The organism is Rhizobium sp. MHM7A (assembly GCF_005862215.1).
Lineage (GTDB): Bacteria > Pseudomonadota > Alphaproteobacteria > Rhizobiales > Rhizobiaceae > Rhizobium > Rhizobium bangladeshense.
In genome coordinates, this window is record NZ_VCHT01000018.1 from 43,162 (window position 1) to 57,983 (window position 14,822).

The 14,822-nt window shown below is 62.2% G+C and carries 13 protein-coding genes; 4 read left to right on the forward strand and 9 right to left on the reverse strand.

The window, feature by feature from the left end; all coding sequences use genetic code 11:
- Positions 1-42 precede the first annotated feature (42 nt).
- The 7 genes from FFR93_RS34980 to ltnD all read right to left on the reverse strand — a co-directional run bounded on the left by FFR93_RS34980 (position 43) and on the right by ltnD (position 8,087).
- Complete coding sequence (locus tag FFR93_RS34980) at positions 43-1,653, reverse strand: ABC transporter substrate-binding protein (protein ID WP_138396545.1); 1,611 nt, start codon at positions 1,651-1,653, stop codon at positions 43-45.
- 60 nt (positions 1,654-1,713) lie between these two features.
- Complete coding sequence (locus tag FFR93_RS34985) at positions 1,714-2,427, reverse strand: HAD-IA family hydrolase (protein WP_138396546.1); 714 nt, start codon at positions 2,425-2,427, stop codon at positions 1,714-1,716.
- 209 nt (positions 2,428-2,636) lie between these two features.
- Positions 2,637-4,025: an aspartate aminotransferase family protein gene (locus tag FFR93_RS34990; RefSeq protein WP_138396547.1), complete on the reverse strand. Its 1,389-nt coding sequence runs from the start codon at positions 4,023-4,025 to the stop codon at positions 2,637-2,639.
- A 13-nt stretch (positions 4,026-4,038) separates the two neighbouring features.
- Positions 4,039-4,875 (reverse strand): GNAT family N-acetyltransferase, encoded by an 837-nt coding sequence (locus FFR93_RS34995; RefSeq protein WP_138396548.1) that lies wholly within the window; start codon positions 4,873-4,875, stop codon positions 4,039-4,041.
- 197 nt (positions 4,876-5,072) lie between these two features.
- Positions 5,073-6,350 (reverse strand): 3-oxo-tetronate kinase, encoded by a 1,278-nt coding sequence (otnK, locus tag FFR93_RS35000; protein ID WP_138396549.1) that lies wholly within the window; start codon positions 6,348-6,350, stop codon positions 5,073-5,075.
- Between the two features lie 3 nt (positions 6,351-6,353).
- Positions 6,354-7,130: a 2-oxo-tetronate isomerase gene (otnI, locus tag FFR93_RS35005; RefSeq protein WP_138396550.1), complete on the reverse strand. Its 777-nt coding sequence runs from the start codon at positions 7,128-7,130 to the stop codon at positions 6,354-6,356.
- Between the two features lie 12 nt (positions 7,131-7,142).
- Positions 7,143-8,087 carry an L-threonate dehydrogenase gene (gene ltnD / locus FFR93_RS35010; RefSeq protein ID WP_138396551.1) on the reverse strand — a complete coding sequence of 315 codons (945 nt, stop codon included), beginning with the start codon at positions 8,085-8,087 and terminating at the stop codon, positions 7,143-7,145.
- 205 nt (positions 8,088-8,292) lie between these two features.
- Between ltnD and FFR93_RS35015 the strand changes: the two genes are divergently transcribed.
- The 4 genes from FFR93_RS35015 to FFR93_RS35030 all read left to right on the forward strand — a co-directional run bounded on the left by FFR93_RS35015 (position 8,293) and on the right by FFR93_RS35030 (position 12,123).
- Positions 8,293-9,291, forward strand: a complete 999-nt coding sequence (locus FFR93_RS35015) for a LacI family DNA-binding transcriptional regulator (protein ID WP_064709673.1) — start codon at positions 8,293-8,295, stop codon at positions 9,289-9,291.
- 16 nt (positions 9,292-9,307) lie between these two features.
- Entirely contained in the window at positions 9,308-9,976 is a 669-nt protein-coding gene (locus FFR93_RS35020; protein WP_064709672.1) for an aldolase, read from the forward strand.
- 190 nt (positions 9,977-10,166) lie between these two features.
- Positions 10,167-10,835: a haloacid dehalogenase type II gene (locus FFR93_RS35025; protein WP_064709671.1), complete on the forward strand. Its 669-nt coding sequence runs from the start codon at positions 10,167-10,169 to the stop codon at positions 10,833-10,835.
- Positions 10,836-10,848: 13 nt separating this feature from the next.
- Entirely contained in the window at positions 10,849-12,123 is a 1,275-nt protein-coding gene (locus tag FFR93_RS35030) for an FAD-binding oxidoreductase (protein WP_138396552.1), read from the forward strand.
- Positions 12,124-12,265: 142 nt separating this feature from the next.
- On the opposite strand, the gene FFR93_RS35035 is transcribed toward FFR93_RS35030, so the two are convergent.
- Both FFR93_RS35035 and FFR93_RS35040 read right to left on the reverse strand, forming a co-directional pair.
- Positions 12,266-13,723 (reverse strand): NAD-dependent succinate-semialdehyde dehydrogenase, encoded by a 1,458-nt coding sequence (locus tag FFR93_RS35035; protein WP_138396553.1) that lies wholly within the window; start codon positions 13,721-13,723, stop codon positions 12,266-12,268.
- A 54-nt stretch (positions 13,724-13,777) separates the two neighbouring features.
- Positions 13,778-14,821, reverse strand: a complete 1,044-nt coding sequence (locus tag FFR93_RS35040; protein WP_138396554.1) for a tartrate dehydrogenase — start codon at positions 14,819-14,821, stop codon at positions 13,778-13,780.
- Position 14,822 lies beyond the last annotated feature (1 nt).

Sequence of the window (14,822 nt, forward strand, 5' to 3'; positions counted from 1 at the left end):
AGGAGCTGGGGCGCGGCTGCTGCCCCAGTCTCCTTTGCTCTATCAGGCTTCAAGCCAGACATATTCGGCAAAAGCATATCCCATCTGGCCACCGAGCGGGTTTGCTTCCAGGCCCTTCAGCTTGGCCGTTGTGGCATCGACGTTCGAGATATAGGCCGGAATGATAGTACCGGCTTCTTGAGCGACCATGCCCTGCATCTCGTTGTAAATCAGCTTGCGCTTGTCTTGATCGAGAGAGCCGCGCGCCTCGATGAGCATCTTGTCGAACTTCTCCGACTTGTATTGGCTTTCGTTCCACGGAGCGTCCGAGGTGTAGAGGAGGGAGAAGAGGATATCAGGGGTCGGCCGCGGGTTGATATTGCCGAAGTGGACCGGCGCCTTGAGCCAGTAATTGTCCCAGTAGCCATCGGATGGCACTCGCTGGACATCGAGCTTCATGCCGATTTCGGCACCGGCGGCCTGGATGATCATGGCCATGTCGATCGACGAGTTCGCCGCATCGGAGGCGACGATCGGAATGGCTTGCCCGAGGACGCCAGCCTTTTCGAAGTGGAACTTGGCCTTTTCCGGATCAAAAGCCCGCGGCTTCAGCTCTGCATTGTGATAGAAGTTTGCCGGGGACACGGGTTGATCATTGCCGACCTCGCCGAGACCACGCAGCGCCGATTTGACGATCTGCTCGCGGTTGACGAGATATTTCATGCCTTCGATGAAATCCCGCTTGTTGCCAGGCTCCATGTCCAATCGCATGTTCAGATTGGTGTAATTTCCTGATGTTGACTTCGATAATGTAAATCCGTCGCCCTGGGCCTCGACGAGTCGCATGGAGCGGGGATTGATCGTTGCCGCGAGATGGATATCGCCGGCAAGCAGCGCGTTGACGCGGGCGTTGTCGTCGCTGATCGCGAAATATTCGAACGAATCGACGTTCGGGCCGGATTTCCAGTAGTTCTTGTTCTTGACCCCGACCGAGCGCACGCCCGGTTCGAAGACCTCCTTGACGAAAGCGCCGGTGCCGTTGGCCTTGGTGAAATCGGTCGTGCCATCAGCGACGATCATGAAGTGATGCATCGCAAGAATGGTCGGCAGGTCGGCATTCGGATTGGCGAGCGTAATCTCGACGGTCTGCTTGTCGACCGCCTTGAAGCCCGTCATCTGTGCGGCGATCTTGGCAACTTTCGAGCCCACGGCGGGGTCAAGATGGCGCTTCAGCGAGAAGACCACGTCGTCGGCAGTCAGCGGCTTGCCGTCATGGAAGGTGACGCCGCTCTTCAGCTTGACCGTCCAGGTCTTCGCATCCTTGCTCTCGATCGCTTCGGCAAGCTCCATCTGCGGTGTGCCGCTCTTGTCGAGGAAGGTTAGGCGGTTATAGAAGGAGCAGCAACGGACATAGTCAGTGGAAAGCGACGCCTTGGCGGGGTCGAGTGTATCGGCGGTCGAGGATGACCAGCCGGCCGCCTTGAGCGCCCCGCCGGAAACCGGCGCAGCGGCGAGCGCCTTGCCGGCACGGCCGAGCACAAGCCCGCCGGCGGACATGGCCACACCGCCCGCGAGCATCATATGCAGCAACTCGCGGCGGGTGGCGCCACGACGGATGGCGCTTTCGACCATGGCGTCGTCGGACCTGGTCCAATTGGTGATCTTGTCGTTCATTTCATTCCCCTTTTCTTCTGTGGCGGGCGGCCGCGCTGGCGAGCCCGATCCGGTTTTAAGTCAGGCTCGCGCGGCGGCTACGGCCTCGGCGAGGGCTGCCATCGACGTGAAATGATAGTCGGGTGCGGTGAATTCCGCCGGCTCGATCGTGCCGCCGTAGCCCTTCTCGGCATGCCGCCGCTCGATCCAGCAATTGGTCAGCCCAAGTTTCCTGGAGATCCCGATATCGTGGTACTGGCTCTGGGCGACGTGCAGGATGTCGTCTTTTGAATGTCCTTCAGAGGCAACGTGGTCAAACACCTTCTCGAAGAAGGCGGGATCGGGCTTCTCGGTCTTCGTGTCATCCGCGGTGAAGGCGGCATAAAAGGGATTGCCCAGTTCCTTTTCGAAGAAGTCGAATGCCCAGCGGCGCGCGTTGGTCATCGCCACGAGGCGGTAATCTTTGGCAAGACTTGCCAGTGCTGCGGCGCTGTCTGCAAACCCCCTCCAGCTCTTGGCCGAGTCCCGCAGCCGCTCGCCGTATTTCTGATCGACGGGCAAGCCCAGGTCCGGCGCGATCGCGAGATAGACGCGAACAAGGTCGTCAGGAAAGAGCTCGGCGTCTTCGGAGTAGCGGGCCGCGCGGTAAACGGTGAGAGCCTGCTCGCCGTCGATCTTGCAGTCCACCTCGCCAGCGATCTCGGCAAGGCAGGCCTTGAGGCCGCCCTCGAAATCGATGAGTGTGCCGACGACGTCGAAGGTCAGGTATTTGAATTCCGAAAGGCTCTTGCTCACGTGAATTCCCCAGTGTTCGGCTCCAATCGGAGCGCGGCTTCTCGAAGAAGAATTTTCTGTTCCGCCGGCGGGCGCATTGTCCCGCTCTTGTCTGGAAGACCCGCATTCGCCGGTTCCAGGTCTTTTCTTGGTTTCAGTTTGTCACCTGCACCGCGCCGGATTCGCCGAAATGGCGGCATGGAGCGGCAGAAAATACCGAATCTGACCGTTTAGCGGTATTCTCCGGCCCGCAGCGCCCGACGCACATCCGGGTCCTCCAGCGTCTCGTCCAGCGTCATGCGCGTGCGCTCGACGATCGCATCGATCTCGGTTTCGGTGCAGCAGAGTGGCGGTGCGTAGCCAAGCACGCCGTTCCCGAACGCGCGGATGACAAGGCCGTTTGCCCAGGCGCGGTCGAAGATGCGGCGCGCCGGTTCGGCGGATGCCGGCAGCGGCGTTTTGTTCACCTTGTCGACTACAAGCTCGACGGCGGCAAGCATGCCGCGGCCGCGGACATCCCCGACAAGCGGATGATCCCTCAGCCCCTCCAGACCCTCCATCAGCCGCGCACCCGCCCTGACGCCATTGTCCAGAAGGCCGCTTTCATAAAGCTTCAGGACTTCGAGGCCGACCGCGGCGCTGACGGGATGGGCCGAATAGGTGTAACCATGGCCGACTGCGGCAGCACCAGCGCCTTCGGCGATCGTTTCATAGACGTGATCGGACATCAGAACGGCGCCCATGGGGACGTAGCCGGAGGTGAGGCCCTTGGCTGTCGTCAAAAGATCCGGCACAATCCCTTCCTCGCTGCAGGCAAAAAGCGGCCCGGTGCGGCCAAAGCCGGTGATCACCTCATCCGCCACGAAAAGGATATCGTGCTCGCGGCAGAATTCGCGCATCGCCTTAACCCAGCCTTTCGGCGGCACGAGCACGCCGCCCGAACCCTGAATCGGTTCGACGTAGAAGGCCGCAACGCGCTCCGGCCCGATCGTCTCGACCTTGCTTTTCAGCGCCGCAAGCGATGCCTCGATGATCGCCTGCGGATCGTCGCCAACCGGGTTGCGGTAAGCATAATGCGAGGGAATCTTATGCTGCCAGTCGAAGGGCAGGCCGAATCCGGCATGGAAGGCGGGCAAGGCGGTCAGGCCGGCACCCACCGTCGAGGAGCCGTGATAGCCCTGTTCGACCGAGATGAACTGATCGCGCTCGGGTCGTCCTCGGGCATTCCAGTAGTAGCGGATGAACCGGATCGTGCTGTCTATGGCGTCGGAGCCCCCGAGTGTGAAGTAGACATGGTTCAAATCACCAGGCGCCCGATCGGCAAGTTCCCCGGCGAGCCGGATCGCGGGCTCGGAGCCGAGGCCGAAATAGGCCGTTGCGTAGGGAAGCTCACGCATCTGCCGTGCCGCCGCCTCGACGATGCTCTCATGGCCATAACCGGCATTGACGCACCAGAGACCGGCGAAACCGTCGATGAGCTGTTTGCCCGAGGCGTCGGTGACCGTTGCTCCCTTGGCCGAGGCCAGCACGCGCACGCCATGCTTTTCATGACTGCGATAGGATGCGACGGGATGAATGAGGTGGGCGCGATCGAGTTCGATGAGCGAGTTGCTGTACATGGGGATCTCCGGGTCAGCCGAGCGCCTGGCTGGCAAGGGCAAAGGTGGTGGCGGTCCGGGCGGCGACGTCGCCGGCCGATGATGTTCTCATAGCGATGCCACCGCCGACATGGGCGAGCCCCTGTGTGGCCAGCCATGGGGACAGTCCGGTTTCGGCAGTCGTATCCACCCTGAGGAACCTTCCTGGCCGAACGGCGATGTGATGCTCGATGAGTTTCCTGGCGTCCTCGATGTCCGCGGCGACCACCGGTCCGATCACCTCGCCGCGACCGAAGGAACGCAGGCATGCGAATCCCGAAACGGCGCCGTCGCGGCGAATGACGGCGAATTCGCCGACCCTTGCAAGATAGGAGAGCAGCCCTTCGCGGTCGGCACCGAAGGCAAGGCGGTCGAGCGCCATGATGGCGTTGAGATCACCCGCGGTGGCGGTTTGCGTGCCAGTCGGCGCGCCGATGCCTCCGGCAAAGCCTTGGTGCTGCAGCACGGTCCCGCATTCATGGAAGCCGAGCTTTTGGTAGAGCGGCAGGCCTGCGGTTGTCGCGACCAGCCGCAGCGGCCGGTCGCCCGCGATCCGCAAAGCCGCATCCATCAGGCTGCGGCCGAGGCCGCGGCCGCGCATCGTTTCGTCGACGATGACCATGTTGATGGTCGCACAATCGTCTTTGTAAGGTGTGACGAGGACGGTGCCGACGACCCTGTCGTCCTCGATCGCGACCATACCTTCGCTCAAGGCCAGGGCCATCTGCCAGTCCTCCGGCCGATGCGGCCAGCCCGCCTGTCTGGAGAGCGCAACGGCGGCTTCCAGATGGTCGGGGCTGAACGGGGCGATTTCGATCTGACGTGTTTGCATCGGGCCGTCCTTCATATCGTGCCCGCAAGTCTGCCGGAGCCCCGGCGGGCGGATCGTCTGAAGGCCGCGGTTAAGGCAGTATCTTATAGCTTTGCGCTGACGTGCCGCCGCATCTTATGCTGGAGCGGATCGATAATTTCCATCGGGGATGTTGACTGAACGCTTGGCGCCAAATCGCTCTGGTTCGCTGGGACAGTTCAGTGCATCATCGCGAGAGCTGCCGCGAAGAAGTCGTCGCCGCCGAAGTTCCCTGATTTCAACGCCAGAAGCATGTCGCCCTGCCGATTGCCGACCGAGCGCAGGACCGGCACGCCGGGGGCAATCTCTGGGCCGATCAGGAATGCTGGGATGGCGAGCTTGTCAACTGCGGCCCCGGACGTTTCGCCGCCTGCGACGACGAGGCGCCGCACGCCCCTCTCAACCAGTTCGGCGGCGATGATCGACGTCGCGGTCTCGATCGCGTGGCCGGAGGCCTCCCGACCATATTGCGATTGCAGCTGGGATACGGTTTCCGGCGCCGCGCTCGCGGCGACTATCACGGGGCCGGTGGAGATGCGGTCTCCGGCCCAGGAAATCGCTGCGGCAATCTCATCCGGGCCTGATATCAACCGCTCCGGATCAAGCCGCAGCACAGGCATCGACCGTTCGGCGACGTCGAGCTGGTGTAGCGTCGCCTTCGAACAGCTTCCGGCAATGATCGCCGAAAGCCCGCCCACAGGGCGAATGACGTCTTCAGTCGTGGCGCTGCCGGCTATGCGACCGGAACGAACGAGTGCGCGGGCAAGGCCGAGGCCGAGGCCTGACGCACCGGTGGATACCGGAGCCTCCAATGCTATTTCGCCAAGCGTTTCCAGATCCCTTTCGAAAATCGCGTCGGCGATAGCCATGGTCACGCCTGTCATGCGCAGGGCATTGAGCTTTGCCTTGGCGGCGGCCGGTCCGGCCGCGACAGCTGCCAGATCGATCAGTCCGACCGCGCGGCGCGATTGCCGAGCGAGAACCCGCACGAGATTGGCGTCGTGCATCGGGTTGAGGGGGTGGTCCTTGAGGGGGCTTTCGTTCAATGGCAGGTGGCCGACGAAGAGATGGCCGAGATAGACGGTACGTCCGGTTTCCGGGAAGGCTGGTGTAACCAGGACGCTGCCACCGCCAGCAGCGTCGCTCAGGGCCTCCGTGACCGGGCCGATATTACCGGCAACGGTGGAATCGAATGTCGAGCAGATCTTGTAAAGCACGTGGCCCACGCCCCTATGGCGCAGCCATCGCTCAGCTCCGGTGGCAGCCGTCACCGCCTCCGAGGCCGGGACTGAGCGGATTTTTAGGGAAATAACTATGGCATCGACATCCGGCAGCGCCAGCGAGGTATCGGGAATACCGACTGTCTGGACCGTGCGTAGGCCGTTCTTCGTCAGCGTGTTGGCGAGATCGGACGCGCCCGTATAGTCGTCAGCGATCGACCCGAGTGAAATAGCCATCGTCTAGCTCCGTGCAAAAGGGGCGAACCAGCCCAGACCGTCCAGCGTGTGGCCGCGCGGGATATATTCGCAGCCAATGAACCCGTCATAGCCCAGGCGGTCGATTTCGCTGAACAGGTAGGGATAGTTCAGTTCCTCCCCGTCCGGCTCGTTGCGGGACGGCACGCTGGCAATCTGGATATGTCCGGTGATCGGCAGCAGGCGCCGCAATGCCATGGCGACGTCGCCATGCAAGATCTGGCGGTGATAGATGTCGAATTGAAGCTTCAGGTTCGGCAGGCCGCATTCGGCGACGAACCGCTCGGCCATGGCGAAGTCGTTGAGGAAGTATCCCGGCATGTTGCGCCCGTTGATCGGCTCAAGCAGAAGGTCGATGCCCTCTTCCCCGAGCCGGCCGGCGGTGTAGGCGACGGATCGGCGGTAGGAGGAAGAAGCGTCCTGATCTTGAGGATTGGCGATGCCTGCCATCAGGTGCAATCGTTTGACGCCTGTAGCCGCCGCATAATCCAGTGCGCGCCCGACATCCGCTTTGAGCTGATCGAACCGCCCGGGAAGGGCGGCGATGCCACGCTCGCCTGCTGCCCAGTCGCCAGGCGGCAGGTTAAACAAGGCCTGCTGCAGATTGTTGCGGGCGAGCCGTTCGGCGATGGCCTCCGGCACTGCTTCGTAGGGAAAAAGATACTCGACGGCGGAAAACCCAGCATCGGCTGCAGCATCGAAGCGGTCGAGGAAGGCCCATTCATTGAACATCATCGTCAAGTTGGCGGCGAAAACTGGCATGATGGGCTTCCTTTACAGGCTCTGAGGCTCCTTGGCGGAGCCGGGCAATTCTGCGCCAGAGAGTTTGGCGTAGAGGCGCGCCAGCGAGGAATCGTCGTCACGGCCCATGCCGGCTCCGGCGGCCGCCAGGTACATTTGCAGAGCGGCTGCCGCGAGCGGTGTGGGATATCGTTCGGAGCGGGCCATATCCTGGACGATTCCGAGATCCTTGACGAAGATCTCAATGCTGCTGAGCGGAGCATAGTCCCCGGCCAGTATATGCGGCACGCGGTTTTCAAACATCCAGGAATTGCCGGCCGAGGCGGTGATGACCTCATAGACCTTGTCGAGGTCCAGACCCTGCTTGGCCGCAAATGTTATCGCCTCGCATGCGGCTGCGATATGCACGCCGGCGAGAAGCTGGTTGATCATCTTGAAGGCGGCGCCGGTTCCGGCCGCGTTGCCGAGCTCGTAGACTTTGCCGGCCATGGCATCGAGGGCCGGACGCGCGGTCTCGAAGGCCTTTCGGGAACCGGAAGCCATAATCGTCAGCTCGCCTCGGGCGGCCTTGGCGGCGCCGCCTGAAATCGGCGCATCGAGATAGTGCAGATCCAAAGCCTCCGCCCGCTCCGCAAGATTGCGCGCGACGGCGGGGTCCATCGTTGCCGATGAGATGAAGACAGCGTCGGCCTTCATCGTCGCCGCAATGCCCTGGGGTCCGAACAGCACGGACTCGGTCTGCGCTCCGTTGACCACAACGGAGACGACGATGTCGGCATCCGCAGCGGCGTCAGCCGGGGATGCAGCGCCGCGTCCACCTTCGGCGACGAAGCGGTCCACCGCGCCTGGCATTATGTCATACCCAATGACGTCGAGACCTGCGCGCTTCATGGACAGGGCCATTCCCTTTCCCATGGAACCAAGGCCGATGACGGCTGCAATGACGGCGGGGCCCGAGTTTTCAGCAAGCGGTATCATAAGACGTCCTCCGGCCATGCCCATTTTGGCAGCGCTGCCATTCTTTCTAAATCATGTCGGGGGCCTTGCCAATGACAAAATGGCAGCGCTGCCAAAAATATCTTGCTTCTTGTCCGAAGTGGTGAAAAATGGAAGCGGCAGCTACAGCGCACCAACAACTGGTTTGCGCCTGAAAGTCATCCTAGCGCCGGGTATGAAATTGACGATGGAATTCAAACATCAGGCGACGGTTACCCTTGCAGAAGTCGCTGAAGCGGCCGGCGTCGGGGAGAGCACGGTGTCGCGGGTTCTGCGCAACCACGGTTCGTTTTCGGGAAAGACGCGCGAGCGGGTGATGGCCGCCGTGGATCGGCTAGGCTATGTGCCCAACCGGATCGCCGGAACGCTCGCTTCCACGACTTCACGCCTTGTAGCCTTCGTCATTCCCTCGCTGTCCAACATCGTCTTTGCCGACGTGCTGCGCGGTGCCGGCGCCGTCCTGGAGGAAAACCGATATCAGGCGGTTTTCTCGGTAACCGATTATGATCCGGGCAAAGAGGAAGCGCTCGCGGCCGCGATGCTTGCCTGGCGGCCGGCGGCGGTGATGCTGGCGGGGTACGAGCATACCGACGCCACGGCGAAGATGTTGCGTGCCAGCGGATGCCGGGTTGTGGAGCTGCTCGATCTGGACGGCGATGCTCTCGACATCGCCGTTGGCTTCTCGAACCGTGCGGCCGGGCGGGACAGCGCTGCGTTTCTGCTCAGGCGAGGTTACCGCCGGATCGGCTATGTCGGTCACGACCTGAGCCGCGACACCCGCGCCGGCAAGCGCTTTTTGAGCTTTTGCGAAACTCTGGACGCCAACGGAACTCCCCTCATCGCCCGCGAGATTCTGTCGGGCGCTTCCTCGGTGGAAAACGGCAGGCAGGGGCTGGAGCAACTCCTTGCAAGGGCGACTGACCTCGATGCGGTCTACTTTTCCAACGACGACATGGCGCTCGGCGGTTACTTTCATTGCCTTGCCCGGGGGATCGCCATCCCCTCGCGGCTCGCCATTTTCGGCTACAACGGTCTCGATATCGGCCGGGCAATACCGCAACCCCTATCGACCATCCGGACGCCGCGCGTGGCCACGGGACAAACAGCCGCGCAGTTGGTCGTTGCCAACGCGCCGCCGCAGGCCATCGATCTCGGTTTTGAACTGATCGAAGGGGCTACTGCGTAACATTGGAGGAACCGCCATGTCCGACGCGCGCCTGCGTGAGGAAATCTGCCGATACGGTCGCTCGCTGTTCGAGCGCGGGCTGACGCCCGGTTCGTCCGGCAACATATCGTTGCGGCTGGAAGACGGCGGTTGGCTGGTGACGCCGACCAACGCCTCGCTCGGCTTTCTCGACCCGGCGCGTATATCGAGGCTCGATGCGGAAGGCCGATTGCTGTCCGGCGACAAGCCGACCAAGGAAATTCCGCTTCACACGGCCCTCTACGATACGCGTGGCAACGCCCGCGCCATCGTGCATCTCCACTCCACCCATGCCGTGGCTCTGACCATGCTGCCGGAGATTGATCCGCGTGCTGCCCTGCCGCCGATGACGCCATATTATCTGATGAGGGCCGGCGAGACCGCTTTGGTGCCCTATTATCGTCCCGGCGATCCGGCGGTCGCCGATGCCATCCGCGGGCTGGCAGGCCGATATTCGTCGGTGCTTCTGGCCAATCATGGACCTGTTGTCGCCGGTGACAGCCTGGAGGCGGCGGTCTTCGCAACCGAGGAGCTGGAGGAAACGGCGAAGCTCTATCTGCTGTTGCGCAACCTCAATCCGCGGTTCCTCAGCCCGGCTCAGGTGGCTGATCTCGTTCATACCTTCGGCCTCGATCTTCCCTCGCATCACGACCACAACCACGATTGAACCCGTCTCCGCTTCAGGAGCATGAGTGCTCGAAGGTATGGTCCGTCTGCGAGAGCGCGCAACCTTCTGCCAAACGCCGCTGTCGATACGATAGATTCTGCTTCGGATGCTGCCAATTCAGGTAAGCCATGGATCAAGCGGTGCCTATGATTGTGAAACGTCCCGGTTCCAATCGATCAAGGATACGCAGATGACGACGTTCCGTCCGAAATACATCACCTTCGACTGCTACGGCACGCTCACCAACTTCCAGATGGCGGAAGCGGCACGCGATCTCTACGGCGAAGAGCTCGACGAGCCGCGCATGGCGGAGTTCATCAAGAATTTCGCGGCCTATCGACTCGACGAGATCATGGGCGACTGGAAGCCCTATGCCGAGGTGGTGCACAATTCGCTCGAGCGGACATGCAAACGCAACGGCGTGACATTTCGCGACGAAGCAGCACAGATGGTTTACGAGCGTGTTCCGACCTGGGGGCCGCATCGCGACGTACCGGAGGGCCTTGCCAGAGTTGCCAAGGAGATTCCTTTGGTCATCCTGTCCAACGCCATGAACGCACAGATCATGTCGAATGTCGAAAAGCTCGGCGCGCCCTTCCACGCGGTCTATACCGCTCAGCAGGCCAATGCTTACAAGCCGCGTTTCCAGGCTTTCGAATACATGTTCGACATGCTGGGCTGCGGGCCGGAGGACGTGCTGCACTGCTCGTCTTCCTTCCGCTACGATCTGATGTCGGCGCACGATCTCGGCATCAAGAACAAGGTGTGGGTCAATCGCGGCCACGAGCCGGCTAACCCCTATTACGGCTATGTCGAAATTCCCGATATCTCCGGCTTGCCTGGCGTGGTCGGCCTCTGACGGAGACGAGTGGATGCAGTTCCAATCCTACTGGCACGACACGGCCCGCCATTTTGCCGATGCGGTTCAAGGTCCGGTCGAAGGACATTATGATGTCGCCGTCATCGGCGCCGGCTTTACCGGGCTTGCGGCAGCGCGCCAGCTTGCGAAAGCCGGTATCAAGGTCGTCGTGCTGGAGGCCGAACGAGTGGGCTGGGGGGCGTCGGGACGCAATGGCGGCCATCTCAACAACGGGCTTGCCCACAGCTTCCTGTCCGCCAAGTCAGCGCTTGGCCCGGAACGGGCCATCGCACTTTATCGGGCGTTCGATGAGTCGATCGACACGATCGAGACGATCATCGCCGAGGAGGGGATCGACTGCAATTTCCGTCGTGCCGGAAAGCTGAAGCTTGCCTCCAAGCCGCAGCATTTCGATGCCATTGCCCGCAATTTCGAGGCTGTGCATAAAGAGGTCGATCCGGAGACGGCGCTTCTTTCGGCGGGTGACTTGAAGAGTGAGGTCGGCTCGCCCTTCCATGGCGCGATGCTCTCGAAGAAGAGCGCAATGATGCATATGGGTCGCTATGTCGTCGGGCTCGCCGCAGCAGCCGTCCGTCACGGCGCCGCCATTTTCGAAAAGGCTGCCGTGACCGGTCATAGGCAAGGCAACGGCCGCCACAGCCTCGAGACGGGGCGAGGCACCGTCACCGCCGACCACGTGCTGGTCGCGACAGGCGCTTATACGCCGCCGACCTTCGGCTATTTCCGCCGCCGGATTATTTCCGTCGGCAGCTTTCTGCTCGCCACCCGACCACTGAGCGACGCCGAAGTCGCAGCGACCATGCCGGGAAACCGGACCTGTGTCACCTCGATGAACATCGGCAACTATTTCCGGCTATCGCCGGACAAGCGGCTGATCTTCGGTGGTCGCGCGCGCTTTTCCGCCACGTCCGACCAGCGGTCGGATGCAAAGAGCGGCGATATCCTGCGCGCCGGTCTGGCTGAAATCTTCCCGCAACTTGCCAGCATTGAGATCGATTATTGCTGGGGCGGGCTCGTCGATATGACGAAAGACCGTTACCCCCGCGCGGGCTATGTCGATGGCGTCTGGTACGCGATGGGTTATTCCGGCCACGGCGCCCAGCTCTCCACCCACCTCGGCATGATCATCGCCGATGCGATCATGGGCAAGGCGGATCGCAATCCGGTAAAAGGCCTCGAATGGCCTGCCGTCCCCGGCCATTTCGGCAAGCCGTGGTTCCTGCCGGTCGTCGGGCTCTATTACAAGACGCTTGATCGCTTCATGTAAGCGCGGCGTGACGAGTGCGGTTGAGCCGTTCGCGGGCCTGTGTCGCAAAAGGTTGCAGCAGCACGAGACAGGCAGAAATTAGATCCAAAGTTTGCGGAAGGGCGCCGGAATGATCTTCCGAGCGCCCCTTCTTTCTTGCCGGTCAGGAAAGCCCGCCGATGTGGAAGCTCTTCATTTCCAGATATTCCTCAATGCCGCATTGTGCGCCCTCACGCCCGAGGCCGGATTGCTTGACGCCGCCAAACGGAGCGACCTCGGTGGAGATGGCGCCCGTGTTCAGGCCTATCATGCCGAATTCGAGCGCCTCGCCGACCCGCCAGGACCGTTTCAGGCTCTCAGTGTAGAAATAGGCCGCAAGGCCGAAGGGGGTGGAATTTGCGAGGCGGATCGCCTCTTCCTCGGTGTCGAACCGGAACAGCGGGGCAATCGGTCCGAATGTCTCTTCGCTGGCAAGCTGCATGTCCACGGTCGCGCCGCCAAGCACCATCGGAGCGGCATATTGATCGCCGGCAGGCATGGAATCCGCAGTGGCGAGGATCTTGGCTCCTTTTCCTACTGCATCTTCCACGTGACGCTTGATCTTCTCGATCGCAGCCTTGTTGATCATCGGTCCGATATCCGTGCCTACCTCCGTGCCTGCCCCGACCTTCATGGCCGAAACCCGCGCGCCGAGTTTGGCGGCAAACGCATCGTAGACGCCGGACTGAACAAGAAGACGGTTGGCGCAGACGCAGGTCTGCCCGCCATTGCGGAATTTCGACGCGATGGCGCCCTCCACGGCAAGATCGAGATCGGCATCGTCGAAGACGATGAAAGGCGCGTTGCCGCCGAGTTCGAGGCTGAGCCGCTTGACGCTGTCGGCCGCCCCGCGCATCAGCAGCGACCCGACGCGGGTCGAGCCGGTGAAAGAGATCTTGCGGACGGTCTGGTTCGTCATCAGTTCGTCGCCGATTGCGGCCGGCATGCCGGTGACGATGTTGATCACGCCCTTGGGGATGCCGGCCCGTTCCGCCAGTACGGCGAGCGCCAGCGCCGAAAAGGGCGTCAGCTCCGATGGTTTGATGACGACCGTGCAACCTGCCGCAAGCGCCGGCCCCACCTTGCGCGTAATCATCGCATTGGGAAAATTCCACGGCGTGATGACCGCCGACACGCCGACGGGTTCCTTCAGGACAACGATCCGCCGGTCCGCGGTGGGCGAGGGGATGGTCGTTCCGCCGATGCGGCGTGCTTCCTCGGAAAACCATTTGACGAACGAGGCGCCGTAGCGGATTTCGCCTCGCGCCTCCGTCAGCGGTTTTCCCTGTTCCGTGGTCAGGATCAGCGCCAGGTCCTCGATATTGTCGAGCATCAGATCGTGCCAGGCCTCGAGCAGGGCGGCGCGCTCGGCGTGGGTCTTTGCCCGCCAGGGGCCAAAGGCTTTTTCCGCCGCCGCTATTGCCGCCCGCGTATCGGCCCCGTCCATGTCGGGGACGCTGCCCAGCACATTCTGCGTCGCCGGATCGATCACCTCGATCGTGCGCCCGGCTGCGGCCCCGCACCATTCTCCGCCGATGAGCCCTTGCTGGCGCAGCAGGCTGCGATCCCTTAAACCGTTCATTTTCTCCCCTTTCATCAGAGCATTTCTAAACCACTGCCAGGTTTGCGCGACGCGCTAATCGAGTGCTGAAAGCACTGATGCCGTGATCGCGTCGGTTTTGTCCTTGCCGGGTATGGCGCCGATGCCGCGCGCCGTCGTCGCCTCGATTGCGGCCATTATCCTTCCGGCGGCAGCCGCTTCTCCGAGATGCTCCAGCATCATTGCGCCGGACCAGATGGCGGCTATCGGATTGGCAATTCCGAGATGAGCGATATCGGGCGCGGAGCCGTGGACGGGTTCGAACATGGACGGCGCTGAGCGATCAGGATTGATGTTGGCGGACGCCGCAAAGCCGAGCCCGCCCTGGATGGCGGCGCCAAGGTCGGTCAGAATGTCGCCGAACAGATTGGATGCGACCACGACATCGAGGCTCTCAGGCGCCATGACCATGCGGGCAGCCATGGCGTCGATATGGTAGCTGGTCACCTCGACATCCGGATATTCTACCGAGAGCTTGTGGGTGATCTCGTCCCAGAAGACCATCGAGTATTTCTGTGCATTGGACTTTGTCACTGAGGCGAGCTTGCCGCGCCGCGCACGCGCCTGTTCGAACCCGAAACGCAGTATGCGTTCGACGCCCTTTCGAGTGAAGATGGAGGTTTCCACCGCCACCTCGCTGTCCGTGCCCTGATGCACGCGGCCGCCCGCGCCGGAATATTCGCCCTCGGTGTTCTCACGGATGCACAGTATGTCGAAGTCTTGGGACCGCAGCGGTCCCTGCACACCGGACAGCAGCTTGTGTGGGCGGATGTTGGCATATTGCACGAAAGCCTTGCGGATGGGCAGCAGCAGCCCATGCAGCGACACGGAATCCGGCACCTTGCGAGGCCATCCGACGGCGCCGAGCAGAATGGCGTCGAAGGACCTCAGCGTATCGATCCCGTCGGCGGGCATCATGCTGCCGTTTTCGAGATAGTAGTCGCAGGACCAGGGGTAGCGGGACGCCGCAAGAGAAAACCCGCTCGATCGGGCTGTCTTTTCGAGCACGGCCCAGGCTGCATCTGTCACGTCGCGGCCGATGCCGTCTCCGGGCAGAAGGGCGATCTTGTAGGACTTCATC